The sequence below is a fragment of the Lentisalinibacter sediminis genome, assembly GCF_040706615.1.
GTDB lineage: Bacteria > Pseudomonadota > Gammaproteobacteria > Steroidobacterales > Woeseiaceae > Lentisalinibacter > Lentisalinibacter sediminis.
Genome location: NZ_JAPDRF010000005.1, coordinates 678,362 through 702,793 on the forward strand (window position 1 = coordinate 678,362; position 24,432 = coordinate 702,793).

Sequence of the window (24,432 nt, forward strand, 5' to 3'; positions counted from 1 at the left end):
CGGAGAGCGGGCACCGTGTCAAACGGCGTCCTGACACGTTCTGGTATACCAGACAGTGCATAAGAGGTTGCGAATATGCATAAACACTGATTTAGTAGAAAGGTCTGGTATACCAAATAAGAATGCAAAGACTGTCCATAGACAATATTAAAAATAGGATATTTACCTACTTTATCCGTGTTCCTAACGTATATATTTTCTTGCGGCAATGCACAACACTCTCCCCTGAAGAAACCGGAATCCGATCGATGCGGGGGCGACCGATGACAGTCTCGATTTTCGACAGCGCGGCTCGTCCACATCGCCGGCCTCCGCGGCCGACGGCTCCGGTTCTTCGCGAGGAGGGTCCGGCTGCTTCGCGCCGATTCAGCCGCCCGGGTGATTATCCGATCAAGAGGCACAGAAGATGAACGCACCGACGCACGGGAAAGCCCGGCTATTGGCGGTTCTCTCCATGTTCATGCTGGCGTTCGCGATGGCGGGCTGTGAGGGCGACGATGGAGCCCCCGGCACCGATGGCGCGGACGGCGCTGACGGAGCGGACGGCATCAGCTGCTGGGATCTCAACGAGAACGGCATCGCGGATCCGGAAGAGGATCTGAACGGCGACGGCACGGTGGATGCCGCCGACTGCAATGCGCTGGCGAGCGACGCCTACGCGCCGGTGCAGCTGCACAAGGGCTATTTCGCCGAGAACCCGTACGAGGGTACCGAGTCGTGCCTGAACTGCCACGGCACGATCGGCGACGACATGATCGATAGCGCCCACTTCAAGTGGGAAGGCCTGGCGACGAATCTCGTCGGCTTCGAAGCGGAGATCCACGGCAAGAACGACATCATCAACAACTTCTGTGTGGCCGTGCCGAGTAACGAGGGCCGCTGCACGCAGTGCCATACCGGCTATGGCTACGCGGACAACACCTACGACTTCGGCAACCCCGAGAACGTGGACTGCCTGGTCTGCCATGACCAGACCGGTACGTACTCCAAGGCGCCGACCACCGCGGGTCTCCCGGCCGCTGGCGTTGACCTCAACCTGGTCGCGCAGAGCGTCGCAGAAAACGGCGGTGTGCCCACGATCGACAACTGCATCGACTGCCATGCGGGTGCCGGCGGCGGCGACAACGTGAAGCACGGTGATCTCTCGCTCTCCCTGGCGAACACCACCCGGGAGTACGACGTGCACATGGGCACCGACGGCGCCGACTTCGAATGCACGGCCTGCCATACCGTGAAGAAGAACGTCGAGGGCGAGGCCATCGACCACGGCATCGGCGGCATGCCCTATCACTCGGTGGACGAGGGCACGCTGAGAGCCTGCACCGACTGCCACGGCGACCGTTTCAATATCCACGTGGGAACGGATGTGCAGAACATCGTCGAGACCCACACCACGCTCGCCTGCCAGGTCTGCCACATCCCGACCTTCGCGCGTAACCAGTCGACCAAGACCGAGTGGTACTGGGAGGACGCGGGTCAGGATGTCGATCCCATCCCGATCGATCCGGCGACGGGCCGCGCGACCTACGACAAGAAGAAGGGCACCTTCGTCTGGGCCAACAACGTCCGGCCGACGCTGCGCTACTACGACGGCAAGTGGAACAAGGTACTGATCAACGAGAACGACCAGTACACCTCGCTGCCGGCCGTGCTTGCCGAACCGGTCGCCGACCATACGACCCAGGGCGCGATGATCTATCCGTTCAAGAAGATGATCGCCAACCAGCCTGCGGATGCGAACAACAACACCATCCTGGTGCCGCATCTGTTCGGCCCGAATGGCGGCCCGAACGCCTTCTGGAAGGAGTACGACTGGAACCTGGCGCTGGCGGAAGGCGCGGCCTACGCTGGCCAGACCTACACGGGTGACTACGAGTTCGTCGACACGGTGATGTACCTGACGGTGAACCACGAGATCGCCCCCGGCGAAGCCTCGCTCGGCTATGACGGCAACTGCGTGGACTGCCACGGCGGCAACAAGTACGACTGGACCGAACTCGGCTGGACCGCCGACCCGGTCGAAGGCGGAACCCGCCCGTAGGAGGTGCCGGACCGAACTTTCGCAACTTTCGCAACTTAGGGCGTATCGCCGGGACACTCCCCCCGCCCCGGCACCCGGCGCCCGCAGGCGAGTCCTGCGGGCGCCTTTTCTTATCCGCGCCGCTCTGGCATAACCTGACCCCCATCAGGGAGGCGGTCCGCTGCCGGCGCTCGCGGCCGTTCTGATCGGCATCCACCCGTGCAGGAGGCTACCGACTTGAGATTCTGCCCAACCCGCTGCATGGCCAGCTTCATGCTGGTTCTTGCGGCCTCGCTGGTCCATGCCGGGACCTTCAATGCGCCGGAGCATGCGGACAAGCCCTACGTGGTACTCGTGTCCATCGATGGCTTCGGTCACGATTTTCGTGACAAAGCCGAAACCCCGGCGCTGGACGAGCTTGTCGCCACCGGCATCAGCGCCACGTCGCTGGTGCCCGTCTACCCCACGCTGACCTTCCCCAATCACTATTCGATGGCCACCGGGCTGTATCCCGCCGATCACGGCCTCGTCGCCAATCACTTCCCTGCAGCCGATGGCGGCAGCTGGTACCGCATGTACGACCGGGACGCGGTTCGAGACGGCCGCTGGTACGGTGGCGATCCGCTCTGGGTGGTGGCCGAGCAGAACGACATGCTGACGGCCGCCTTCTTCTTCGTGGGCACGGAAGCCGACATCCAGGGCATCCGGCCCACCTACTGGTATCCCTATGACGGCACCGTCCCCGGCGAGGCGCGGGTGGATCAGGTGCTCGACTGGCTGGCACTGCCGGCACCCGGCCGGCCGCACCTGGTCACCCTCTACTTCGACGACGTGGACCTGGCGGCGCATCGCGCAGGCCCGGACTCAGCCGAGACGCGCGCGGCGATACGGCGGGTGGACGGGCACCTCGGCCGGCTGCTCGAGGGTATCCGCAGACTCCCCATCGCCGAGCGGGTCAACGTGATCATCGTCTCCGACCACGGCCAGCAGACAACAGGCGAGGCCGGGCCCTACGTGCTCTCGGAGCACGTCGACCTGGACGGCCTGACTCTCCACAACGGCAGCAGCTATCTGAATATCTGGCTGGACAGCCCCGATCCGTCCCGGGCCGCTTCTATCCGCGACCGCGTGAACGCCAGCTGGAAACACGGCCGGGCCTGGCTCAGGGAGGAGTCGCCGTCTCACTGGCGCGTACCGGACGCAGATTCCCGCTTCGCCGATATCGTGTTGATGGCCGAGCCCGGCAGAACGGTGGTGTCCCGCCCCGAGCGGATCGCGAGGATCAAGGCCGGCAACCACGGCTGGGACCCGTCCGCACCGGCTATGCACGGCATCTTCATGGCCCGGGGGCGCGGACTGCCGAGGGGCGTGGTGATCGGCGAACGGCACGTGACCGACGTGTACCCGCTGGTACTGGCCATCCTCCGCCTGCCCGATGGTCGTGGCGAGCTGCCCGTCGTCCGGGACCCGCGGATCGTGGTTCAGCGCTGGCGGGAGGAAGCGGCTGACGGTACGGAGTAGCCGCCGGCTCACCCCGGAGGCTGATCAGAAGCCGAGTTCGTCCTCCAGCGCGTCGGCTTCTTCCTTGAAGGCTTCCTTCTCTTCCTCGGTCTTCTCCATGTCCTCGATGGCCTGTTCCATTTCGGCCGCCATTCCCCTGCCTTCCTCCGCGGCCTTCTTCAGTGCCGCCTCCCGTTTCTCGCGATAGGCGTCGAGCTCCGGCTGCAGAGCGACCTGCTTCTGGTAGGCGAGGTCGGTGCGCTCCCGGTTATCGGCGATCGCATAGTAGTCCTGCGCGTCGCCGTAGGCGTCGGCGCGCGCCGTCAACGGGACGCTGGTGTCGTCGCCGATCGCCATCAGCTCATCGGCACGCTTCGTGGCAACCTCGAGGACGGGCACCGCGACAGCCCGCCGTATGCGGGTTTCACCGTCGACGCGGACGCGGATCGTCAGGGTTTCGTACCACTCTTTGGCCTCCCGCAGGAGTTTCTGCGAATCGCTGGCCCGCCACAGCCGGAGCTGCACCTCCGGATCGGGCGGCTCCTCCGCTTCCACGCCCGCGACGGCCGCGGCCATGGCTTCCCAGTCACCCGAGGAGGCCTGCTTCTCCATGTCCGTCATCGGGCGGTCGTAGAGCGCCTGCTCTTCGGTCATCAGCTCGTCCGCCTCCTGCTGCATGCGGCCGATGATCGCCGGGATGACCTCTTCTTCGAATCGTCGTTGTATCGCCATCTCTTCCGGGAGCGGGGCATACTGGCCGCGGAGTGGCTCGTGGCCGATGGAGACGCCGGAGCCGGCCCGGCCTACGCCGTACTCGAGTTCGCCTTCGTCGTTCGTCGAGATGCTGCCGAGCATCCGCAGGAGTATCTGACGATCGGCCGGTGCGGTGCGGGCCAGCCGGATGAGCGCATCCGCGTCCGGGGCCCCCTTGTACCAGCCCAGTGCATCCCGATAGTCCCATTCCCAGGGTTTGCCGCGATCGTGTGCACCAGGCCGGCCGTAGACGAGTCCCTGTGCCTCCGCCTCGCGACCCAGTCGGGTCCGGATGCTCTTGCGCAGCTGATAGATGCGGCCGTACAGCTCGTCCCCGAGCGCGCGAGCGGAGACGATGGCGAGACCACGGCCGTGGAACTCGGTGGGCGCATCCGCCGCGGCCTCGGTGGCCCTCCACGCGGTCTCCATGTCGCCTCTTTGCAGAGCCGCTTCCGCGGTATCGAGCTTCTCGGCAGCCCACGCCCGGGTGTCAGCCGAGACGATATCATCCGCGGCGTCGGCCGCCGGTGCCGCCGTGATCAGGATCATGAGCAGCAGAGCCATGGCTGTGGTCGTGTAGCGCAGCGAATGGGTCATGGCATTTATCCCCCTGTGATGCCGCTGCCCGTCGATCGTCGGGCGCAGGCGTTCGTTATCGTTCTGCGGAATACTAATGGGCTCGGCCGGTGGTTGAAAGCGCGGCAGGGAATTTGACGGGCGCTCGGGCGCCGGCGTAAGTTCTAGGCTGGGAATCCGGCCTCCATGGGGGAGAAAATGAGAAAAACAGCACTGGTTCTAGCCGCCTCGTTCTCCACGTTGCTCGCGGCCGAAGCCGCGCTCGCTTTCGGCGGCATGATTGCCGTCGGTATGAATGAAGCCGCGCAGGTCGGCCAGGTGGAGACGCCGTTCCGCGCCGAGGCGCGACTCGAGACCGAAGAGCAGAACATCGATACGGTCATCTATTACAAACCCGGACACATCCGCGACGAGATGAAGATGGGCGGTCAGGATATGGTGGTGCTGCAGGATCTGGAGGCGCAGAAGACCTACATGCTCATGCCTCAGGGCATGTACATGGAAATGGACATGGGCCAGTCCAATGATCAGATGAAGGAGTACCGCCTCGTAGAGCGGGAAGTCGTTGGCCAGGAGAAGGTCAACGGGTTCGATACGACGAAGTACAAGGTGATCTACGAAGGGCCGGAGGGGAAGTACGGCGGTTTTACGTGGTTCACCGACGACAATATCGCGGTGAAGAGTTTCGCCGTGTCGGAGACTAATGGCGAGCGCAGCCGTTTCCGGTATGAAGTCAAGAAGCTGGAGCGCGGCAGTCAGCCGGACTCCCTGTTCGTGATCCCGGACGGCTACCGGAAATTCAGCATGGCCGGCATGGGCTCCATGATGCAGGGTATGCCGGGCATGGGCGGTGATCAGCAGGGCGGTGAACAGCCCGGCCTTGCCGAGGAGCTGGCCGACTCCGCGAAGGAGGGCGCCGAGGAAGCCGCGAAGCAGGAAACGGAGCGAAGCGCCAAGGAGAAGGTCACGAAAGGCCTGCGGAAGCTGTTCGGCGGCGATTGAGGTGCCGGACCGAACTTAACCAACTTTTCCAACTTATTGAGTTTTGAAAGCCCGGTGACGCAGTTCTGGCGCACCGGGTTCTTCTGCTGCCGGCCGGTCCGTCCTGCTGCATGGCGGAACGAAAAGTCGAAAAACCTGTAAGACTTCGGTCCGGCACCTGAGGGTTTGGGGGATATGCATGCAGCATCGGTTGTTCTTGCTTCGTGAGAGGGGCGGGCCACTTTCTGCCCTGAGCGAGCGCGAGATAGTCGACTTGGCGGATGGCGCAGAAGAGTTGCGCTGCACCGCCGGAGAGCTCCTCATGCGGGCCGGCGAGCAGGGCAATGAAGCCTGTCTGGTGCTCGAAGGCCGGCTCGCGGCCACGCAGTCTGCCGCGGACGGCGCAATCCGCGTCCTGAACGAGATCGGACCGGGCGAATTCGCCGGCGAGACCGAGCTGGTCGTCGGCGGCACCAGGATCGCCGACGTGCGCGCGCTGGACGACTCGTGGGTTGCGGTCCTGTCACGCTCGCGTTTCGAGGCTCTGCTGGACAGCAGTCCCGACACCTGGGAGCGTGTCACTCGGATCGTCGAGGGACGGCTCCGTCGCCTGCAGCTCGCCCGTCACCTCAGCCGGCTGTTCGGACCCTTCGAGACTTCGGAAGGCAGTATCCCGGAAGCGCTGCAGGAGTCGATCGAGTTCCTGACACTCGGCAGCGGCGAAGATCTCTTTCGAGAGGGCGAAGAGGCCGATTGCGCCTATATTGTTTTGAGTGGCCTGCTGCGCGTTACTGTCGCGGAGCCGGACGGAGGCGAACAGGCAATCAACACGGTCCACACCGGCGAGACCGTCGGCGAGATGGCGCTGCTGTCCGGGGAACCCCGTTCCGCCACCGTCTACGCGGTGAGAAGCAGTGTACTCGCGCGTATACCGCGAGAAGATTTCGACCGCCTCATCGAAGTCTATCCGGGCGCGATGAAGAGCCTCACGCAGATCATCATCGAGCGACTCAAGCGGCGCAGCACTGTCGGAGCCCGCCGGGAAACCCTGAGCACCAGCCTCGTCCTTCTGCCCGCCGACCCCTCCGTAGACGTGCAGGATATGGCGAGGACGCTGGCGGACCGCATGTCTCGATACGGGGCGACCATCCCGATGGACGCGGCGACGGTTGATCGCGAACTCGGTCAGCCGGGTATCAGCCGCGTTGCCGACTCGGCGCCCTCCTATCCGCGCCTGGCCGAATGGTTGCATGAGCTGGGGGACCGTCACCGGTATGTCCTGTACATCGCGGAAGCGGAGTGGTCACCGTGGACCGAGCGTTGCGTCCACCAGGCCGATCACGTCGTGGTCGTTGCGGATGGCACGGCTGATCCGCGTCCCGGCGACATCGACGCGCGACTGACAGATCACTGGCGCGCAGGCCGCGAACCCCGGCGCAGCCTTTTGCTTCGGCATCCGGCCGATCTCGATCGGCCCCGGGGCACTGGTGCGTGGCTGGAAGATCGTCAGCTCGACGCCGTGTATCACCTGCGTGACGGCCATGACGGCGATATCAACCGGCTGGCCCGCACATTCGCCGGGCAGGCGGTCGGACTCGTGCTCGGAGGGGGCGGCGCCCGCGGGTTCGCACACCTCGGCGTCATCCGGGCGCTGGAAGAGCTTGGTATCCCCATCGACATGATCGGAGGTACGAGCATCGGCGCCCCGGTTGCCGTTCCTGCGGCCTGGGGCCGCAGCGCCGCCGAGGGCGTGGAACTTGTTCGTGAGAGCTTCTCGTCGTTGCTGGATTACACGTTGCCCGTTGCATCGCTGCTGGCGGGGCGACGGATCACGCGCAGCATCGAGGAGTGGATGGGCGATTGGGATATCGAGGACCTGTGGTTGCCCTTTTATTGCGTCTCGACGAATCTGACGACTGCTCGGAGCGTCGTCCACCGCCGTGGAAATCTCGCGCGGGCCGTGCGCGCCAGCGTGTCGATCCCCGGCGTGCTGCCGCCCGTGCGCGAAGCGGGCGATCTGCTGGTGGACGGCGGTGTGCTCAATAACGTGCCCGTCGACGTAATGCGGGACCTGAACGCGACTGGGCCGGTGATCGCCATCGATGTCGCGCCGCCCAGGGGGCCCACGGGAAAGAACGACTTCGGTCTCGCCGTGTCGGGGCTGCAGCAGGCCGTGGCACGGCTGCTGCCATGGCAGCGGGCGCGCCGCGCGCCGGGAATCGCCACGGTCATCATGAATGCAATGGTCGTAGGCTCCGGCCGCGCGCGTCGGGCCATGTTGGAGGACGGGCTGGCGGACTTCTATCGGAACATCCACGTCCGAGGTGTGGGGATGCTCGACTTCGACGAAGTCGAAAGAGTGGCGCGTATCGGCTATGAGGAGTCCGTCGGCCCACTCCGAAGCTGGCTCGAATCGGGTGCCGGACCGAACTTATCCAACTTATCCAACTTATCCAACTTTTCTACGAGCAAAGGCGGGCAGGCCGAATCCGCTGCGCGTCAGCACTGAGTCGGAACGACCGATTGCAACAAGTCAAAAACCTTGCAATAGTTCGGTCCGGCACCTACTTCTCGGCACCTACTTCTCACCTACTTCTCAGGCGGCGGTTTGGAGGAAGGGGTCGGCCAGCCGATGGGCGATGAAGGCCGGGTCGGCCAGCCCCTCTCCGTAGGCGCCGACGTCGATGCGGCGCAGCATGAGGGAACGATAGACGCCGGCGCCCCGGATATCTCCTGCGAGCCTGAAGCCGACGATGCAGCCGTCGCGCAGCACGATGCGGCGCACCGAGTCCGCCGTCGAGAGCACGGCTTCCCCGTCGCCGGTGAGCTCGCCCACGGCCATCACCGGCACGCCCAGGTGCCTCAGGCTGTTCATGGTCTCGGCACCTTCGTACAGGGTCTCTAAACCCATGAGCTGCTCGGCCACCACGCGCCCCTGATTGATCGCGTTCGGGAAGATCGCGTGCACGAACCGCTCTCCGGTCATCCGGTCACGCGTCTCCGCGCAGTCCCCGGCGGCCCAGACGTCGGCGACGCCGGTGTACAGCCGATCGTCCACCCGCACGCCCCAGCCCACGTCGAAGCCAACGCCGTCGACGTAGTCGGTGTTCGGCTTCACGCCGGTTGCCGCGATGCAGGCGTCCGCGGTGATCACGTCGCCGCTGGCCAGCACCACCGCCCGCGCGCGGCTGTTGCCGGCGAAGGCGCTCGCCTCGGTATCGGTAAGGACGCGGACGCCGCGCGCGACCAGCGCCCGGCGTACGATCTGCGCCGTCTCCTCGTCCAGCATCCGCGGCATCACCCCCTCGGCCTGCTCAACCAGTGTGACCTCCAGTCCGAGGTCGGCCAGCACCAGCGCCACTTCCACGCCGATGAATCCGGCGCCGACGATGGCCGCCTTCTGAACCTCGCCACGGCGGGCGTGTTCGACCAGCTCCCGCGCCGCCGACAGCGACTTGAAGTTGTAGACGCCCGGCATCGTCGCGCCCTCGACGGGGGCATGCAGTCGGCTGCCGGTGGCGATCACCAGCCGGTCGTAGGCGAGCGGTCCGCCCTCGGCGAGGCTGACGCGATGAGCCTCCGCGTCGATCCCGGTCACGATGCTGCGCGGGTGGTATTCGACCTCCAGCCGCTCGCAGACATCGCTTCCCTTCCAGTACAGCCGCGACTCGTCACCGGTCAGCAAGTGGTCCGCCATGGCAGGCGGCGAGTAGGGCGGGAAGGGTTCCGCCGAGACCATCGCTATCTCCGGCGCGGAGCCTGCGAGGTCCTGGATGTCACGGAGGTTCTCCGCCACGGAAATGCCGGCCGGTCCGGCACCCAGTATCAGGATGCGCATGTTGCCAGTCCTCGTCTCGTCGTCGGCTCGTCACTGACCAGCGCCTGCAGCAGGCCGTCCACGGCCGCGGCGAGCGCGGGCTCGGTTGCCTCGTCCAGCGCCGGCGCCACGCGGGGTTCGGAGCGCCGCAATGTCTCGTCCCACGGCAGCCGGTGGCTGCTCGCGAAGTCGAATCCACCCGCCTCGTCGATCCGCTCCAGCGTGCATCGGTATTCGTCGTCGTCGCGCACGCCGTTCACCACAAGGTGGACCGCGCCGATGTCCAGTTCGCGGGCCAGTCGGGCCGCGTGCAGGGCGGCCTGCACGCCGTTGAAGGTGGGATCGGCCACCACCACCGCGTGGCGGAAGCCCCGCGCGAGCGCGCGGCCGAAGTGCTCGAAGCCGGCCTGGGTGTCCATCAGGATGGCCTCGCCCGCGCGAAGTCCGATCGCGTTCACCACGGCGGCCAGCAGCGCATTCTCCGGGCACAGGCAGCCCGCGGCAGGCTGCACCGTGTTGCCCATTACCAGCAGCCGTATCCCGTCCGGCGTCACCGTGCCGTATCGGTCCACCACGTCGTCCACCTTCGGGTTCAGGCGGAAGAAAAGGCCCCAGCCATCGCCGGGGCGCGCACCGGTGGTCTCCTCCACGTAGTCTGCGTTCTCGGACAGCGGCGTCAGAGACAGCGCTTCCTCCGCGGGCAGGCCCAGTGCCCAGGGCAGGTTCACCTGGGGATCCGCGTCCAGCGAGAGGACGCGCATGCCGCGGTGCGCCAGGCGCAGCGCGAGCAGGGCGGTGAGGCTGGTCTTGCCCACGCCGCCCTTGCCCGTCACCACGACACGGAAGTCCTCGGCCTTCGCGTTCGCCGGCAGCTGCGGGTGGCCGTGCTCATGGCCATGAGAGTGGCTATGAGAGTGGCCGTCCGAAAGGGCATGCGCGTGTCCGCATATCTCGCACATGGCTGCCCCCTCAGGCCGCGGCGCCGATCTCGGCATCCTCGAGATGCGGCAGGCCGAGCCCGGCCCGCTTATGCTCGATGTGCCGGCGGATCAGCAGCGCCGCTTCTTCGGGGTCCGCCTCGACGGCGAACTTCGCCCCGACCACGTCCTCCAGGCCGTCGGCCAGCAGGTTCACGACGTTCGGGCTGCCGAAGATCGCCGGCTGCACGCCGAGCACCGTGTAGATGCCGCTCGCCACCACGTAGGCGCCGATGGACACGGCCTTCTCGGAGTACCACTCCGGCGCCGCACCGGCCAGCGGCAGCTGCGCGATGTCCACGCCCAGGTAGTTGCCCAACGCGGCCGCCAGCGCGAGCACCCGCGTGTTGTCCACGCAGGAACCCATGTGCAGCACCGGCGGGATGCCGAGCGCCTGGCAGACGGCCTTCAGACCCGGCCCGGCCATCTCGGCCGCCTCCGGCATCATCTGGCCCGCCTTGCCGTTGGCAACGGCGGAGCAGCCGGTGACCAGCACCAGGATGTCATTCTCGATCAGCCGCTTGGCCAGCGTCACGTGACCGTGATCCTGTTTGATCTTCGGGTTGTTGCAGCCCACCACCGCCGCGGCGCCGCGGATGCGCCCGTCCTTGATGGCCTCGACCAGGGGCTCCGGCGTACCGCCGAGCGCGCCCAGGATCGCTTCCACCGAGAAGCCGGCCATCATCTCCACCGTGCCCTCCGGGATACGTACCCGTTCCGGGTTACGATTACCGTAGGCCTCGATGCCGCGGCCGATGATCTCCTTCGCGATCTCGAGACCGCGCTTCGGATCGAACGAGATGTGGGTGGCGCCGGTGAACTTCGCCTTGTCCGCGGTGGAGATGACCTCCGTGTGGAAGCACTTCGCCACGTCGGTGACCGACGGCATGATGCACTGGTAGTCCACCACCATCGCGTCGAGCGCGCCGGTGAGCAGCACCAGTTCCTGCATCAGGTGGTTGCCCGCCATCGGGATGCCCTTGCGCATCTGCAGCTCGTTACCGGTGCAGCACAGGCCGACCAGGTTGATGCCCGCGGCGCCTTTCTCCTTCGCCAGCGCGACCAGTTCGGGGTCGTCGGCCGCCTGCAGGATCACGTCGGAGAGCACCGGGTTGTGGCCGTGCAGGGCAATGTTCACGCACTCTTCCTTCAGCGTGCCGAGATTGATGCGCGAGGCAGTCGGTTTCGGTGTGCCGAACATCACGTCCGAGAGTTCCGTGGCCACCATCGAGCCGCCCCAGCCGTCGGACAGGCTGGTGCGCAAGCCGTGCAGGAGCGTATTCACGTAATCGTTGTCCACGCCCATGTGGGTGCGGTGCAGCATCTCCACGTTCTCGCGGTCGATGCCGCGGGGAGCGATGCCGAGCTTCTTCCACAGCTCGCTGCGGGCCTCGGGCACCCGATCGGCGAAGCTGAGATGTCCCTTCGCCGTGCCGTACTCCTCCATCATGGCAGCGGCAAGATCCCGGGCCACCTCGTCGAGCGGACGGTCGTCCGCCTCGATGCCCCATTCCCCGGCCAGGCTGCGGAGCTTGGTCTCGTCGCGCAGCTCGTAACCGGAGCTCTCGCCTTTCGCCAGCTCGGCGAACACTTCGAGGATGTCGCGGCCGTGGTCGGAGTGGGCCGATGCCCCGGCGGCGATGGTGCGACCGAGGTTGCGGGCCACGATGATGTCGGCATCCGCGCCGCAGACGCCTTTCTGCGGACCGTCGCCGAACGGGTCCACCCGGCAGGGACCCATGGAGCAGTTGCGGCAGCTCACGCCCATGGCGCAATAGCCGCACTGGGGTTGCTGGGCGGCGAGCCGGTCCCATACGGTCTCGATGCCTTCTTCCCGCGCCCTGGCGATCATGGCGAGCGCGTCGTTGTTGATGCTGAATTGCTTCACATTGTCATGAGCGGCCATGACCCACCTCCCGGTTTACGTGTGCCGCCTCCCGGCCCCAGGCACGCCAGCCGGTCACGCCGGCGGGCGCAGGCAGGGTCCCGGCGGAAGCGGCGGCGGAGAGCATCGCGCTCGCCTGCGTGGCGCGGCCCGCCGCGATCAGATCGTTCAGTTCGCCGTAGACCAGTGCGCCGACCTTGCAGGCCTCGACGCAGGCCGGCTGCCTGCCCTCCCTCACCCGGTCTATGCAGCCGTCGCACTTGGTGGCGACGAGCCGCGCCGGCGCCCCGTTGCCCTGCACGTGGAAGTCCACGGCATCGAAGGGGCAGACCATGGCGCACATGGCGCAGGTGATGCAGCGCTCCGGATCGACAAGCACCACTCCCTCGGCCTCGTCGCGGCCCATGGCGCCGGTCGGGCAGACGCCCACGCAGGGCGCCGGATCACAGTGCCGGCAGCGCGACGGGAAGGAAGTGTTGAATGCAGGGCCGGGCAGTACGTGGATGCGGGTATGGGGTGCGGGCTGTTCGCCTATGGCTGTGGCCGGATCGTGGCTTCTCGAGTGCGCCACGGCACATGCGAACTCACATTGCCGACAACCGATACACCGCTCGGGGTTGATGAAGACCGTCTTCATGCGACGCCTCCCCCGGGTATCCCGGATTGTCTGTAAGATCGGGGCTGAAGCCCCTCCTACGTGTCATTGGGAATCGTCGCCGCATCCGGCCGCTGTGACAATTCTGGGATGTACCTAAAGGGCGGGGTAGAGGCGCGATCGTGGAAGCTGCGTATCGATCGCCGGTGAGTCCCCCATAGAATCTGGATAATGTCAGGCGTGCCAAGAGAAATAAGGATACGACGGGGTTACGACCTGCCGATCGCCGGCGCCGCAGGTGATCGGCTGGAGCGCGGCCCTGCGGTGCGACGCGTCGCGGTGCTCGGCACGGATTTCCCCGGTGTGCGGCCGTCGCTGGCGGTGTCGGAAGGAGACACGGTGGCGATCGGCGAGCCGGTGTTCGTGGATCGCAAGCGCGAGAGCATCCGCTTCTGCTCGCCGGGCAACGGGCGGGTGACCGCGATCCGGCGGGGTCGTCGTCGCGTGCTGCTCGCCGTGGTGATCGAACTGGAAGACTCGGTGACCACCCGCTACGTGGACGTCCCCGGCGGGGCCATCGAGGCGAAGCGCCCGCAGGCCATCCGTGAGACGCTCCTGCGCTACGGTCTCTGGCCCGCCTTCCGCACCCGGCCCTACGGCCGCATACCGGACCCGGACGCCGAGCCTCACGCCCTGTTCGTCACCGCCATCGATACCGAGCCGCTGTCTGCGGAGCCCGCCGTGCTGATCGAGCCGCGGGCGGAATCGTTCCGCGCGGGCCTGCGGGTTCTCGCGCAGCTGCACGGCGGCCCGCTGTACGTGTGCACGTCGCCCGAGTTCTACATCGATCTGCCCGATGCGGCGGGTCTGCAGCAGGTCCGCTTCCGCGGGCCGCACCCGGCCGGCCTCGCCGGCACCCACATCCACCATCTCTCGCCGGCTTCCGAAGCGCGGCCCGTCTGGCATATCGGTTATCAGGACGTGGTCGCCATCGGCCGCCTGTTCGTCGACCGGCTCATCGACACCGGGACCACCATCGCCGTTGCCGGCTCGGCGCTGGGCCGGCCGGGCCTGATAGAGACCCGTCTGGGCGCGAGCCTCGACGCACTGGTGCGGGATCGGGGGCTTGCCGCCGATGCTCGCGTCATCTCCGGCTCGCCGCTGTCGGGCCGCGAGTGGTCGACCGACCAGCCGTTTCTCGGCCGCTATCACCGTCAGGTCAGCGCGCTGATGGAGGCGACCGCGCCGGCCGAGGGTAACGGCGAGGCGGGCGAGGGTTTTTCGGTGACCAGTCCGGTCACGAAACTGCTCGCAAAGCGGTTGCGCCGTCTCGACACCCGCCGGGTGGGGCGGCCTGCGGGTCTGATGCCGTTCGAGGTCTACGAGCGCGTCTTCCCCTACGACCTGCCGGTGATCCCGCTGCTGCGTTCCCTGGTGGCGAGCGACGCCGAACGCGCTATCGAGCTCGGTGCGCTCGAACTCGAGGCCGAGGATCTCGCGCTGCTGAGCGCCGTCTGTCCGGCGCGATACGACTACGCCGACGCCTGGCGGGTCTTCGCGGCCGGCGAGCAGCGGGGCGGCGGATAATGGCCCGCTGGACGCCTTTGCTGCAGAGGTATGGCCCTCGTTTCGGACTGCTACCGCCGCTGGCGGCTACCCGCGTCACGACCCGGGCGCCGTACGTGCGGGATGCGATGTCGGTGCCGGCAGCGCTGCTGCTGATCGTGATCGCCACGCTGCCGGCCTGGGCGGTTGGCCTCTGGTTCACGGGCACGCAGATCGTCTCTGCCGCCGGGCCGGACCTGGCCGCGGCCGTCGGGCCGTGGCGGGCTGCATTCATCGCCGCTGTGCCGCAGGGCGCACTGCCCGCCGCCGTTGGCCTCGCCTACTTCGTCCCATTGCTTTTCGTGGCGCTGGCCGCCGGCCTGCTCTGGGAGACGCTGTTCGCCCGGTTGCGGAAGCGGCCCGTCGACTGCGGGATTTTCCATACGGCGTGGCTGCTCGTGCTGCTCCTGCCGGCCGGCGCCTCGTCCGCAACGGTGGCCGTCGGTGCGAGCTTCGCGTTCGTGGTCGGCAAACTGCTGTTCGGAGGCACCGGGCGCTACCTGGTGAGTCCGGCGCTGCTGGGGCTGGTCTTCCTTCATTTCGCCTATCCCGGCACGCCCGAACCGACGCTCGCCTTCCCGGTAGCGGTCGCGGACGTTGAGACCGCGCTCAACGTGGCGCTCGACGGCGGTACCGAAGCCCTTGCTTCCGCCGGCCACAGTCTCATGGCCGTGGCAATCGGTCACGACCTCGGTGCCTTCGGCACGACGTCGGCGCTCGCCTGCGCAGTCGGGGCCGTGCTCCTGATGCTCGGCGGTCTGGTTTCCTGGCGCATCGTCGCGGCGGCTCTGGTCGGCAGTCTCGCGATGACGCTCGCGCTGAACACCTGGGGTCCGGACGACCCCGCCTTCGACCTGCCCTGGCGCTGGCACCTGGTCACCGGCAGCTTCGCCTTCCTGATCGCCTTCATCGCCACGGATCCGGTCGGTGCGTCGGTCACCCGTCCCGGGCGCTGGACCTACGGGTTCGTGATAGGAGCGGCGGCCATACTCTTTCGGGTGGCGAATTCGAGCCATCCGGAAGGCACCATCTATGCGGTGCTGCTGATCAGCCTCGCGGCGCCCGCCATCGACCACGCGGTGGTCGCCTGGCAGATGCGCCGGCACCGCAGGAGGCTCGCCTCATGAGCCGCAACACCATCACCCACACCACGGTATTCACGCTGAGCATCGCCATTGCGTGCTCGCTGATGGTGTCGGCGGCCGTGGCCTGGCTGCGGCCGGTCCAGGAGCGTTACGCCTCCATCGACCGCGACCGCCGCGTGCTCGTGGCTGCAGGGCTGCTCGAGGGCGACGCGGACGCGCCCGCCCGCGAGGTGGCCGAGCGGTTCGAGGCGATCGAAGTGCGTCTTGTGGACCTCGACACCGGCGCTTATACCGACGCGGCCGACCCTCGGGAGTACGACTACCAGGCGGCCGCCGAGTCGGAGACGGAGAGCGTCGAGATACCCCGTGCCGAGAACATGGCACGGCTTGGCCGCCGCGCTCCCTACATGCCCGTGTACGTGTATCGGGACGAAGGGAGCCTGGAGCGCATCGTGCTGCCGGTCTACGGCCGCGGCATGTGGTCGACGCTGAAAGGCTACCTGGCGCTGGAGAGCGATCTGGAGACCGTCGCCGCGCTGAGCTTCTACGAACACGGTGAGACGCCGGGCATCGGCGACTTCGTGGAACAGAAGGACTGGCAGGCCCGCTGGCCCGGCAAGCAGGCCTACGATGAACGGGGCCGGCCGGCGCTCGGCATCGCCCGGGAAGCTCTGGCCGAGGACGATCCGGCCCGCCGCTACCAGACCGACGCCATGAGCGGCGCCACCAAGACGGCACGGGGCGTCACCGGCCTGCTGCAGTACTGGCTGGGCGACGACGGCTACGGGCCGCTGCTCGAGCGCCTGCGCGAAGAGGGAGACGCATCATGAGTGACGGACGCACGCTCGTCGATCCCATCGTGGACAACAACCCGATCACCATGCAGATCCTCGGCATCTGCTCGGCACTGGCCGTCACCCGGACGCTGTTCCCCGCGCTGGTCATGAGTGCCGCGGTGATCGCCGTGCTCGCGTTCAGCAATGTCGCGGTGAGCATGCTGCGCCGGCAGATGCCCCATTCGGTGCGCATCATCATCGAGGTCACCATCATCGCCAGCGGCGTGATCGTAGTGGACGAGTTCCTGCGCGCCTATCTGCCGGACGTTTCGCGCATACTCTCCGTGTTCGTGGGCCTCATCATCACCAACTGCATCATCCTCGGCCGTACCGAGACCTTCGCGATGGGCCACGGCCCGTGGCAGAGCCTGCTGGACGGCATCGGCAACGGCCTCGGCTACAGCGTGGTGCTGATCGCCGTCGCCTCGGCGCGGGAACTGCTGGGCGCCGGCACGCTGCTCGGCTACCCGATCATCACGGTCTCCGCAGAAGGCGGCTGGTACCTGCCGAACGAGCTCATGCTGCTGCCTCCGAGCGCCTTCTTCCTCATCGCGGCCATCGTCTGGTGGATACGGGTCGTGCGGCCGATGCAGCGCGAGCATACGGTCATGTCGGCGCCTCCCTCCAAATTCCAGGAGGGCGACTGATGAGTGAGCTCGCCGGCATCTTCCTGAGCGCGGTCTTCGTCGATAACCTGGCGCTGGCCTTCCTGCTCGGCATGTGCACTTTCCTGGCGGTGTCCAAGCGCGTCAGCACGGCGGTCGGCCTCGGCATCGCCGTCGTCGTGGTTCAGACCATCACCGTGCCGATCAACCACCTGATCTTCGACAACCTGCTGAAGCCGGGCGCGCTCGCCTGGCTGGGTATGCCCGACACCGATCTCACCCATCTCAGGCTGATCAGCTTCATCGGCGTGATCGCGGCGCTCATCCAGATCCTGGAAATGACGCTGGACCGCTTCGTGCCGGCGCTCCATCAGGCACTCGGCATCTTCCTGCCGCTGCTCACCGTCAACTGCGCGGTGCTTGGCGCGTCGCTGTTCATGGTGGAGCGCGAGTACGGCCTGGCCGAGAGCACGGCCTACGGTGCCGGTGCCGGCGTCGGCTGGGCCGTGGCCATCATCCTGTTCGCCGCCATCCGCGAACGCCTGCACTACAGCGACATACCGGAGGGCCTGCAGGGACTCGGTCTCGCTTTCGTGGTCACCGGCCTGCTCTCGCTGGGATTCGCCGGACTCTCGGGGCTCGCGTTCTGATGGGGAGCGTGCTGCTCAGCGTCGTGACCTTCACCCTGCTGGTGATGACGATGATGTACATCGTCCTGCTGGCCCGCCGGTGGCTGGCGCCAGGGGGCAGTGCGGAGATCACTATCAACGGACAGCGGACCATCGAGGTGCCGGTCGGCACCCATCTGCTGACCGATCTGGGCAACAACGGCCTCTATCTGCCGGCGGCTTGCGGCGGGCGCGGTACCTGCGGCCAGTGCAAGCTGAAGGTGCTGGAGGGCGGCGGCGACCTGCTGCCGACCGAGCAGAACCACATCGACCGGCACGAGGCGGAGGAAGGCTACCGGCTGGCCTGTCAGGTCAAGGTACGCGGCGACATGAGCGTACGGGTGCCGGATCAGCTGTTCGGCGTAAAGCGCTGGACCAGTACGGTGCGCTCGGCACGCCACGTGGGCACGTTCCTGAAGGAGATGGTGTTCGCCATGCCGGACGGGGAACGGCTCGATTTCGAGGCCGGCGGCTATATCGTCCTGGAGGCACCGCCCTACGATGTGAAATTCGCCGACTTCGACATCCCGGAGCAATACCGCGCCGACTGGGAGCGCTATGGCCTGCTGCAGCTCGAGTCACATGCGGATTCGACCACGACCCGCGCCTATTCGCTGGCCAACCATCCGGGCGAGGACGACATCGCCATGCTGGTAGTACGCATAGCCGTGCCGCCCCCGGATGCGCCGGAGGGCACGCCGCCGGGCAAGGCATCGTCCTGGATTTTCAGCCTGGCGGCCGGCGACGAGGTGGTGCTGTCCGGCCCATTCGGCGAGTTCCGTGCCAACGAGTCCGACCGCGAGATGGTGCTGATCGGCGGCGGCGCGGGCATGGCGCCGATGCGCTCGATCATCTTCGACCAGCTCCTGAACCGGGCGAGCGGCCGCAGGATCCGCTTCTGGTACGGCGCGCGCAGCCTGCGGGAGCTCTGCTACAAGGACGACTTCGACCGCCTCGCGGCCGAACACGACAATTTCGACTGGCAGGTGGCGCTCTCCGATCCGCTGCCCGAAGACGACTGGGACGGTCCGGTCGGCTTCGTGCATCGGGTCGTCTATGAGCAGTACCTGAATGAGCACCCGGCTCCCGAGGAGCTGGAATATTATCTCTGCGGACCACCGGTCATGACCGCGGCCGTCATTCAGATGCTCGACGAGCTGGGTGTCGATCGAGAGAGCATCTTCCTGGACGACTTCGGCTCCGGTCGCTGAGGAGGGGGAATGCGATGGAGACGATGAAGGTACAGGACTACATGACCCGGAATGTCCTCACGCTGCGCCCGGACATGGAGATTCTGCGGGCACTGGCGATTTTCGTGGACAACGACGTCGCTGGCGCGCCGGTCACGGACCGCAGCGGCCGGCTCGTCGGCATCCTCACCGAGGGTGATTTCATGAAGGTAGCGCTGCACGGCGCCTACCACGGCGAGCCGGGCGGTCGCGTCGAGGAATACATGCACAGGAATGTGGAAACCGTCCGCCCGCGCGACAGCATCATGTCACTGGCGGAGCACTTCCTGGAGTCGCCCTACCGCCGCTATCCGGTGGTGGATCGCAGCGGCCGGCTGATCGGCATCATCGCCTGGCGCGATGTGCTTCGGGCGCTGAAGAACCAGATGGGCCAGTACTGACCGGCACCGCCAGCGCGTTTCAGCTCGCCGGCTCGGCCAGCGCGGATTCCAGCGCCGATACCACGCTCTCGTCATAGGGCTTCGTGCGCGGGCTGAACTCGGCGATCAGCTTGCCGTCGCGGCCAATCAGGTACTTGTGGAAGTTCCACTGGGGATAGGTGCCTGCCTCCGCCGCCAGCGCGCGGTAGAAGGGATGGGCGTTCTCCTCGCGCACCGTAATCTTCTCGAACATCGGGAATTTCACACCGTAGGTGGAGCGGCAGAACTCCTGGATCTCCTCCTCCGTGCCGGGTTCCTGGCCCATGAAGTCGTTCGAAGGGAAACCCAGCACCACCAGGCCCTCTCCTCCGAATTCCTCGTAGAGCCCTTCCAGGCCCTCGTACTGGGGCGTATTGCCGCATTTCGATGCCGTGTTCACGACCAGGACGACCTTGCCCTGGTAGGCCTCGCAGAGGTTCACCGACTCGTCGGCGGCGAGCCGGCGGAAGTCCTGGTTCAGCAGGGAGCCGTCGCAGGCCAGTGCCGGCGCGGCGAAAGCGGCCAGCAGGAAGAATACGGGGGTCAGCAGTGCACGCATGGTCTCTCTCCGTGGCATGGAACCGATTATTCGGCTGATCATTTCAGATGGATGCGGGCAGCGCCAGCAGGATGCCGGTGCCGAGGACGAGCGCGACCAGGGTCAGGAGCACGCTCAGCCGGTGCAGTCTGGCGAAGCGCGCGTGCTGAGCCTCGCCGGCGTCGCGCGCGGCGTTGATGAGCGGTGTCAGCCGCAGCGAGGCCACCTCCAGGATAATGATGAGGATCGCCGCAGCCAGGCAGGCCTGGATAAAGACCGATCCCGTCCCGAAAGCGGCAACGCTGAGGGCGACCGTAGCAATGACCCCGCAGCACAGTCCCAGCCAGTAGAAGCGGGGAAAGATCGTGCGCAGGAAGCGCCGCGCGGACACCTCGTCCAGCTGCCGGAACACGGTTGGTGCGACGACCGCCGAGTGGAAGACGATGGCCCCCACCAGCACGGCCACCGCGAGATTGGCAAGAGATACGGCTGTTTCTGTCATAGGTTTGCTTCCCTCCGTGGCTGCCCGGATTACACAGTGGTGCCCCGCTGTCAGGCAAGCGCGCGAGGTTAGACGGCGACGTTGCACCAGCGCCGGCGGCACCGCATGGTCAAGCTGCTCGGCGCTTACCGGGTCTGTCCGGTCCGGCCCGGCGCCCCCGGCTCTGCGCTATAGTTGTCGGATGACCGAGGGAGATGATCGCGTCGACGAGAGCGACGCCGGGAGCCTTTTCGCCCCCGGCGAGAACGTCTGGCGTGCCGCTCGTGCCGAACGCTTCGGCTGGCTGATCGACGGCGAGGATTACTTCCGGGCCGTCCGTGAGAGCATGGAAGCGGCCGAGCGCGAGATACTGATCGTCGGCTGGGACATCGACAGCCGACTGGAGCTGATCCGCGACGAGGACCATCCGCTTTACCCGAGTCCGCTCGCCGAGACGTTGCAGGACCTGGCGGGGCGCCGGGACGGGCTGCAGGTCTATGTGCTGTCCTGGGACTTCGCCATGGTCTACGTCCTGGAGCGCGAACTGCTGCCGGCGGCCCAGTTCGGCTGGCAGGACCAGGACCGGCTGCATTTCCAGCTGGACGGCGAGCACGCCACCGGCGCGAGCCAGCACCAGAAGTTCATCGTCATCGACGGCCAGCTCGCCTATACCGGCGGGTTCGACCTCACCAAGAGCCGCTGGGACACGAGGGCGCATGCGCCGGACGATCCGCGCCGGGTCAACGAGGCCGGCGGCAGCTACCGGCCTTTCCACGACGTGCAGGCGCTGGTCACCGGCGAGCCGGCCCGCCACCTGCGCGACCTCGCCTCCTTCCGCTGGAAGAACGCCACGGGCGATGCGCTGCCGGCGCTGGATGCCCCGGACGTCGATAGCGCGGAGGCGCTGTGGCCCCGGGACGTCCCGGTGCGGGCGAGCGATGCTCCGGTGGCCCTGGCACGCACCTGGGCGGAGAAGGACGGCAGCGATCTCGTCCGGGAAGTGGAGCAGCTGTTCCTCGACATGATCGCGGCCGCGGAATCCTCCATCTACATCGAAAACCAGTACTACACCTCGGACACGGTCACGCGCGCCCTGTGCGATCGGCTGGCGGAGTCCGACGGGCCGGAAATCGTCATCGTCCTGCCGGGGGAGACCTCCGGCTGGCTCGAGCAGGCCACCATGGACGTGCTGCGCAACCAGGCGCTCCAGCGCCTGCGGGAGAACGACGGGCACGGTCGCCTGCGTATCGTCTCGCCGGTCTCCGACGAGCTGGGCGATACCTGCATCAACGTCCACGGCAAGGTGATGGTGTTGGACGAGCGCTGGGCACGCATCGGTTCCGCCAACCTCAGCCGCCGCTCCATGGGGCTCGACAGCGAATGCGACCTGGTGATCGAGGACGCCGAGGCGGCCGCCGGCCTGCGCGCTGACCTGCTCGCCGAGCACCTGGGGGCGGACGTGCGCGAGGTGGCTGCCGGCATCGCGGAGCACGGTCTGATCGCCACGCTGGACCGGCTGGGCGGCGGGCCACGCCGGCTGGAGCGGCTGGCCAGCGACGGCAGCGATATCGATGGCATGCTGGAGCCCATCGCCCGGATCGCCGATCTGGAGCGGCCCGTGGAGCAGGCCTGGGACGAGCTGATCGGGGGCATGACGGGATCGGGCGCCCATGACGCCGGCACCGGCGGGGCCGATGCGGACGAGGAGGCCGAACCGGAACCCGGCACGGCGCGGCGGCGTTATCTGCAGGTGCTCACCCATCCCTCGGTGGGCTGGGGTTTCCTGGCGGTCCTGATACTCCTCGTCGGCGGCCTGGCCATCTGGCAGGCGCGGACCGCCGGCGCCGACTTCGACCCGATGGCGCTGCTCGCCACGCTGCGCGAGAGCGCGGCACATCCGCTGGCGCCACTGGCGGTGATCCCCGCTTTCATCGCCGGCAGTCTCGTGGTGGCGCCCGTCACCGGCATGATCGCCCTCTGCGCGCTGCTGTTCGGCCCATGGGTGGCGTCGGTGTCGGCCATCGCCGGTACGCTCGCGGCCACCGTGGTGAACCACGCCATCGGCCGGCGTCTCGGCCGGGCGGTGGAGGGCCGTGCGCCCCGTGCGGTCACCGTGCGGATGAAGGCGCTCGGACGGTCCTCCGATCCCTGGTCCCTGGCCGGCCTGCGGCTCATCCCCATCGCGCCGTTCACGGTGATCAACCTGCTGGCAGGTGCCTCCCGGGTGAAGCTGAGGGACTTCCTGCTCGGCACCATACTCGGCATGGGCCCGGGCACGGTGCTCATCTGCTTCAGTGTCGACCGGGCCCGCGCGGCGCTGGCCGGCGAGCCTGTGTTCGAGCCCTGGGTACTCGCAGTCATCGCCGCCGCCGGCATTACGCTGATCGCCCTGCGGGTGCTGCAGCAACGCAGGAAGCGATGACGGATCGGTCGATCCGTATGGTCAGCTATAACGTGCATGCCTGCGTCGGCCGCGACCGGCGCTTCGCGCCCGATCGCATCGCGGCGGTGCTCGAAGACGTGGATGCCGACTTCGTCGCCCTGCAGGAGGTGGAGGACCGGCCCTACCGGGATACGACCGTCACCGACTATCTGGCCGGGCGACTCGGCATGCACGCCCATCGCGGGGCCACGCTGTACCGCGGCGATGCCCGTTACGGCAACCTGCTGCTCGCGCGGGAGGCCGCCGTCGCCCACCGGTTGCACGACCTCTCCGTCGGCTCCCGGGAGCCGCGCGGCGCCATCGAGGCGGACTTCTTCGTCGGCGGGCGCACCCTCAGGATCTTCGTCACCCATCTCGGCCTGAGCGCGAGGGAGCGCCAGCGGCAGGTCCGCCGTCTGTTGTCGGCAGTGGATCGCGACGATGCGGACATCCGGGTGCTCGCCGGTGACATCAACGAGTGGCGGCCGGGGGCCGCAGCGAGCCGGTTGCTCACCCGGAGCCTCGGCCGGGCGCCGTGGCCACGCACCTTCCCGGCCGCTGCCCCGGTCTTCGCCCTGGATCGCTTCTACGTGACCCCTCGGGACGTCGTCGCCCGCGTGCGTGCCTTCAGGTCGCCGGTGTCGCGGCAGGCCTCCGATCACCTGCCGCTGGTCGCGGACCTGAAGATACCGGCAGTCTGATCCGTAGTTGCCGCCATTGCCTCCCGGCCGGCTCGCTTCTAATCTGGATGCGACCATTCCGCAGACGCAGGAGGGGTCGATGAGTCTTGTGAACCTGATCGTGTTCGTCGCGCTATTCGCCGTGGTCGTTACGCTGGTGCTGGGACTGCGCTCGATGGGTCGCGGCGGCGAATACGACGACACTCACGCCGAAAAATTCATGTGGGAGCGAGTGGGCCTGCAGGGACTGGCCGTCGTGCTGCTCCTCGCGGCGTTGCTGTTGATGAACGCCTGACCCCGCGCCGGGTCCTCAGGCCTTGTCGCCGGACTCCTTCACCCGCTCGTGGAGTCCGACGAGCAGATCGGTGCGCGCGACAATGCCGACGACCCGGTCGCCGTCCACCACCGGCACGGCCTTCAACCGCCGGGGTACCATCTTCTCCAGCACGTGACTGAGCGGCTCGTCCGGGGCGACGCTCACGCAGTTCTTCGTCATGACGGCGCTCACCGGCATGGCCAGGATTTCGTCGAAGTGGGGGATCATGGAGGTCGGCCGCAGCAGGCAGGCCTCCAGCAGGTCGAACTCGCTGACCATGCCCACGAGCACGTCGTTGGCCACCACGGGGAACGAGCCGAAGTGGGTCTCCTCGAAGCGCTCACGCAGTTCGGCGAGGGTGAGCGAAGGGTCGACGGTGACCGGGTCCGGGCTCATGACGTCGCGTGCACACAGGGAAAGGAAAGGGACCATGCGGGGCTCCTG

22 protein-coding genes are annotated in these 24,432 nt (G+C 67.1%); 14 read left to right on the forward strand and 8 right to left on the reverse strand.

Annotation, left to right across the window (positions count from 1 at the left end; genetic code table 11):
* The first annotated feature begins 406 nt into the window (after window positions 1–406).
* Window positions 407–2,041, forward strand: a complete 1,635-nt coding sequence (locus ACJMKX_RS13460) for a tetrathionate reductase family octaheme c-type cytochrome (protein ID WP_405226296.1) — start codon at window positions 407–409, stop codon at window positions 2,039–2,041.
* A 216-nt stretch (window positions 2,042–2,257) separates the two neighbouring features.
* Window positions 2,258–3,541 (forward strand): alkaline phosphatase family protein, encoded by a 1,284-nt coding sequence (locus ACJMKX_RS13465; protein ID WP_405226299.1) that lies wholly within the window; start codon window positions 2,258–2,260, stop codon window positions 3,539–3,541.
* Window positions 3,542–3,565: 24 nt separating this feature from the next.
* Here ACJMKX_RS13465 and ACJMKX_RS13470 read toward each other — a convergent pair whose 3' ends face one another.
* Entirely contained in the window at window positions 3,566–4,870 is a 1,305-nt protein-coding gene (locus tag ACJMKX_RS13470) for a hypothetical protein (RefSeq protein WP_405226302.1), read from the reverse strand.
* Between the two features lie 177 nt (window positions 4,871–5,047).
* On the opposite strand from ACJMKX_RS13470, the gene ACJMKX_RS13475 reads away from it, so the two are divergent.
* Both ACJMKX_RS13475 and ACJMKX_RS13480 read left to right on the forward strand, forming a co-directional pair.
* The gene (locus tag ACJMKX_RS13475) at window positions 5,048–5,851 is read left to right on the forward strand and encodes a DUF4412 domain-containing protein (RefSeq protein WP_405226305.1); all 804 of its coding nucleotides are present in this window, start codon (window positions 5,048–5,050) and stop codon (window positions 5,849–5,851) included.
* Between the two features lie 253 nt (window positions 5,852–6,104).
* Window positions 6,105–8,339: a cyclic nucleotide-binding domain-containing protein gene (locus tag ACJMKX_RS13480; protein WP_405226308.1), complete on the forward strand. Its 2,235-nt coding sequence runs from the start codon at window positions 6,105–6,107 to the stop codon at window positions 8,337–8,339.
* Between the two features lie 87 nt (window positions 8,340–8,426).
* Here ACJMKX_RS13480 and ACJMKX_RS13485 read toward each other — a convergent pair whose 3' ends face one another.
* From ACJMKX_RS13485 to ACJMKX_RS13500, 4 genes are read right to left on the reverse strand one after another with little or no spacing between them, the layout of a single operon-like run.
* Window positions 8,427–9,668, reverse strand: a complete 1,242-nt coding sequence (locus ACJMKX_RS13485; protein ID WP_405226311.1) for an NAD(P)/FAD-dependent oxidoreductase — start codon at window positions 9,666–9,668, stop codon at window positions 8,427–8,429.
* Entirely contained in the window at window positions 9,656–10,606 is a 951-nt protein-coding gene (locus ACJMKX_RS13490; RefSeq protein WP_405226314.1) for an ATP-binding protein, read from the reverse strand. The genes ACJMKX_RS13485 and ACJMKX_RS13490 overlap by 13 nt, the downstream gene beginning before the upstream one ends.
* Before the next feature lie 10 nt (window positions 10,607–10,616).
* On the reverse strand, window positions 10,617–12,530 hold the full coding sequence (cooS, locus tag ACJMKX_RS13495; protein WP_405226317.1) for an anaerobic carbon-monoxide dehydrogenase catalytic subunit: 1,914 nt from the start codon (window positions 12,528–12,530) through the stop codon (window positions 10,617–10,619).
* A complete protein-coding gene (locus ACJMKX_RS13500; RefSeq protein WP_405226320.1) occupies window positions 12,517–13,146 on the reverse strand; it encodes a 4Fe-4S dicluster domain-containing protein in 630 nt (209 codons plus the stop codon). Before ACJMKX_RS13500 ends, cooS begins: the two co-directional genes overlap by 14 nt.
* 198 nt (window positions 13,147–13,344) lie before the next feature.
* Here ACJMKX_RS13500 and nqrA point away from each other — a divergent pair, with 198 nt between their 5' ends.
* From nqrA to ACJMKX_RS13535, 7 genes are read left to right on the forward strand one after another with little or no spacing between them, the layout of a single operon-like run.
* Window positions 13,345–14,691 (forward strand): NADH:ubiquinone reductase (Na(+)-transporting) subunit A, encoded by a 1,347-nt coding sequence (gene nqrA, locus ACJMKX_RS13505; protein WP_405226323.1) that lies wholly within the window; start codon window positions 13,345–13,347, stop codon window positions 14,689–14,691.
* Window positions 14,691–15,836: an RnfABCDGE type electron transport complex subunit D gene (locus ACJMKX_RS13510; RefSeq protein ID WP_405226326.1), complete on the forward strand. Its 1,146-nt coding sequence runs from the start codon at window positions 14,691–14,693 to the stop codon at window positions 15,834–15,836. Before nqrA ends, ACJMKX_RS13510 begins: the two co-directional genes overlap by 1 nt.
* Window positions 15,833–16,624: a Na(+)-translocating NADH-quinone reductase subunit C gene (locus ACJMKX_RS13515; RefSeq protein ID WP_405226329.1), complete on the forward strand. Its 792-nt coding sequence runs from the start codon at window positions 15,833–15,835 to the stop codon at window positions 16,622–16,624. The genes ACJMKX_RS13510 and ACJMKX_RS13515 overlap by 4 nt, the downstream gene beginning before the upstream one ends.
* A complete protein-coding gene (locus tag ACJMKX_RS13520; protein ID WP_405226332.1) occupies window positions 16,621–17,277 on the forward strand; it encodes an NADH:ubiquinone reductase (Na(+)-transporting) subunit D in 657 nt (218 codons plus the stop codon). Before ACJMKX_RS13515 ends, ACJMKX_RS13520 begins: the two co-directional genes overlap by 4 nt.
* On the forward strand, window positions 17,277–17,885 hold the full coding sequence (gene nqrE / locus ACJMKX_RS13525) for an NADH:ubiquinone reductase (Na(+)-transporting) subunit E (protein ID WP_405226334.1): 609 nt from the start codon (window positions 17,277–17,279) through the stop codon (window positions 17,883–17,885). Before ACJMKX_RS13520 ends, nqrE begins: the two co-directional genes overlap by 1 nt.
* Complete coding sequence (gene nqrF / locus ACJMKX_RS13530) at window positions 17,885–19,114, forward strand: NADH:ubiquinone reductase (Na(+)-transporting) subunit F (RefSeq protein ID WP_405226337.1); 1,230 nt, start codon at window positions 17,885–17,887, stop codon at window positions 19,112–19,114. The genes nqrE and nqrF overlap by 1 nt, the downstream gene beginning before the upstream one ends.
* Before the next feature lie 14 nt (window positions 19,115–19,128).
* Complete coding sequence (locus tag ACJMKX_RS13535; RefSeq protein WP_405226340.1) at window positions 19,129–19,533, forward strand: CBS domain-containing protein; 405 nt, start codon at window positions 19,129–19,131, stop codon at window positions 19,531–19,533.
* Between the two features lie 19 nt (window positions 19,534–19,552).
* On the opposite strand, the gene ACJMKX_RS13540 is transcribed toward ACJMKX_RS13535, so the two are convergent.
* Both ACJMKX_RS13540 and ACJMKX_RS13545 read right to left on the reverse strand, forming a co-directional pair.
* Window positions 19,553–20,110, reverse strand: a complete 558-nt coding sequence (locus ACJMKX_RS13540) for a glutathione peroxidase (protein ID WP_405226343.1) — start codon at window positions 20,108–20,110, stop codon at window positions 19,553–19,555.
* A 43-nt stretch (window positions 20,111–20,153) separates the two neighbouring features.
* Window positions 20,154–20,591 carry a DUF4149 domain-containing protein gene (locus ACJMKX_RS13545; RefSeq protein ID WP_405226346.1) on the reverse strand — a complete coding sequence of 146 codons (438 nt, stop codon included), beginning with the start codon at window positions 20,589–20,591 and terminating at the stop codon, window positions 20,154–20,156.
* 181 nt (window positions 20,592–20,772) lie between these two features.
* Here ACJMKX_RS13545 and ACJMKX_RS13550 point away from each other — a divergent pair, with 181 nt between their 5' ends.
* From ACJMKX_RS13550 to ACJMKX_RS13560, 3 genes are all read left to right on the forward strand, one after another.
* Entirely contained in the window at window positions 20,773–22,992 is a 2,220-nt protein-coding gene (locus ACJMKX_RS13550; protein ID WP_405226349.1) for a phospholipase D-like domain-containing protein, read from the forward strand.
* The gene (locus tag ACJMKX_RS13555) at window positions 22,989–23,693 is read left to right on the forward strand and encodes an endonuclease/exonuclease/phosphatase family protein (protein WP_405226352.1); all 705 of its coding nucleotides are present in this window, start codon (window positions 22,989–22,991) and stop codon (window positions 23,691–23,693) included. The genes ACJMKX_RS13550 and ACJMKX_RS13555 overlap by 4 nt, the downstream gene beginning before the upstream one ends.
* 79 nt (window positions 23,694–23,772) lie before the next feature.
* Complete coding sequence (locus ACJMKX_RS13560) at window positions 23,773–23,967, forward strand: twin transmembrane helix small protein (protein WP_405226354.1); 195 nt, start codon at window positions 23,773–23,775, stop codon at window positions 23,965–23,967.
* Between the two features lie 15 nt (window positions 23,968–23,982).
* Here the strand turns inward: ACJMKX_RS13560 and ACJMKX_RS13565 are convergent, their stop codons facing one another.
* Window positions 23,983–24,420 carry a CBS domain-containing protein gene (locus tag ACJMKX_RS13565; RefSeq protein WP_405226357.1) on the reverse strand — a complete coding sequence of 146 codons (438 nt, stop codon included), beginning with the start codon at window positions 24,418–24,420 and terminating at the stop codon, window positions 23,983–23,985.
* Window positions 24,421–24,432: the final 12 nt, after the last annotated feature.

Coding starts and splice junctions, on each gene's coding strand:
- ACJMKX_RS13460 (WP_405226296.1), top strand. CDS start 407: ATGAACGCACCGACGCACGGGAAAGCCCGGCTATTGGCGGTTCTCTCC.
- ACJMKX_RS13470 (WP_405226302.1), bottom strand. CDS start 4,870: ATGACCCATTCGCTGCGCTACACGACCACAGCCATGGCTCTGCTGCTC.
- ACJMKX_RS13475 (WP_405226305.1), top strand. CDS start 5,048: ATGAGAAAAACAGCACTGGTTCTAGCCGCCTCGTTCTCCACGTTGCTC.
- ACJMKX_RS13485 (WP_405226311.1), bottom strand. CDS start 9,668: ATGCGCATCCTGATACTGGGTGCCGGACCGGCCGGCATTTCCGTGGCG.
- ACJMKX_RS13490 (WP_405226314.1), bottom strand. CDS start 10,606: ATGTGCGAGATATGCGGACACGCGCATGCCCTTTCGGACGGCCACTCT.
- cooS (WP_405226317.1), bottom strand. CDS start 12,530: ATGGCCGCTCATGACAATGTGAAGCAATTCAGCATCAACAACGACGCG.
- ACJMKX_RS13500 (WP_405226320.1), bottom strand. CDS start 13,146: ATGAAGACGGTCTTCATCAACCCCGAGCGGTGTATCGGTTGTCGGCAA.
- ACJMKX_RS13510 (WP_405226326.1), top strand. CDS start 14,691: ATGGCCCGCTGGACGCCTTTGCTGCAGAGGTATGGCCCTCGTTTCGGA.
- ACJMKX_RS13515 (WP_405226329.1), top strand. CDS start 15,833: ATGAGCCGCAACACCATCACCCACACCACGGTATTCACGCTGAGCATC.
- ACJMKX_RS13520 (WP_405226332.1), top strand. CDS start 16,621: ATGAGTGACGGACGCACGCTCGTCGATCCCATCGTGGACAACAACCCG.
- nqrE (WP_405226334.1), top strand. CDS start 17,277: ATGAGTGAGCTCGCCGGCATCTTCCTGAGCGCGGTCTTCGTCGATAAC.
- nqrF (WP_405226337.1), top strand. CDS start 17,885: ATGGGGAGCGTGCTGCTCAGCGTCGTGACCTTCACCCTGCTGGTGATG.
- ACJMKX_RS13535 (WP_405226340.1), top strand. CDS start 19,129: ATGGAGACGATGAAGGTACAGGACTACATGACCCGGAATGTCCTCACG.
- ACJMKX_RS13540 (WP_405226343.1), bottom strand. CDS start 20,110: ATGCGTGCACTGCTGACCCCCGTATTCTTCCTGCTGGCCGCTTTCGCC.
- ACJMKX_RS13545 (WP_405226346.1), bottom strand. CDS start 20,591: ATGACAGAAACAGCCGTATCTCTTGCCAATCTCGCGGTGGCCGTGCTG.
- ACJMKX_RS13550 (WP_405226349.1), top strand. CDS start 20,773: ATGACCGAGGGAGATGATCGCGTCGACGAGAGCGACGCCGGGAGCCTT.
- ACJMKX_RS13555 (WP_405226352.1), top strand. CDS start 22,989: ATGACGGATCGGTCGATCCGTATGGTCAGCTATAACGTGCATGCCTGC.
- ACJMKX_RS13560 (WP_405226354.1), top strand. CDS start 23,773: ATGAGTCTTGTGAACCTGATCGTGTTCGTCGCGCTATTCGCCGTGGTC.
- ACJMKX_RS13565 (WP_405226357.1), bottom strand. CDS start 24,420: ATGGTCCCTTTCCTTTCCCTGTGTGCACGCGACGTCATGAGCCCGGAC.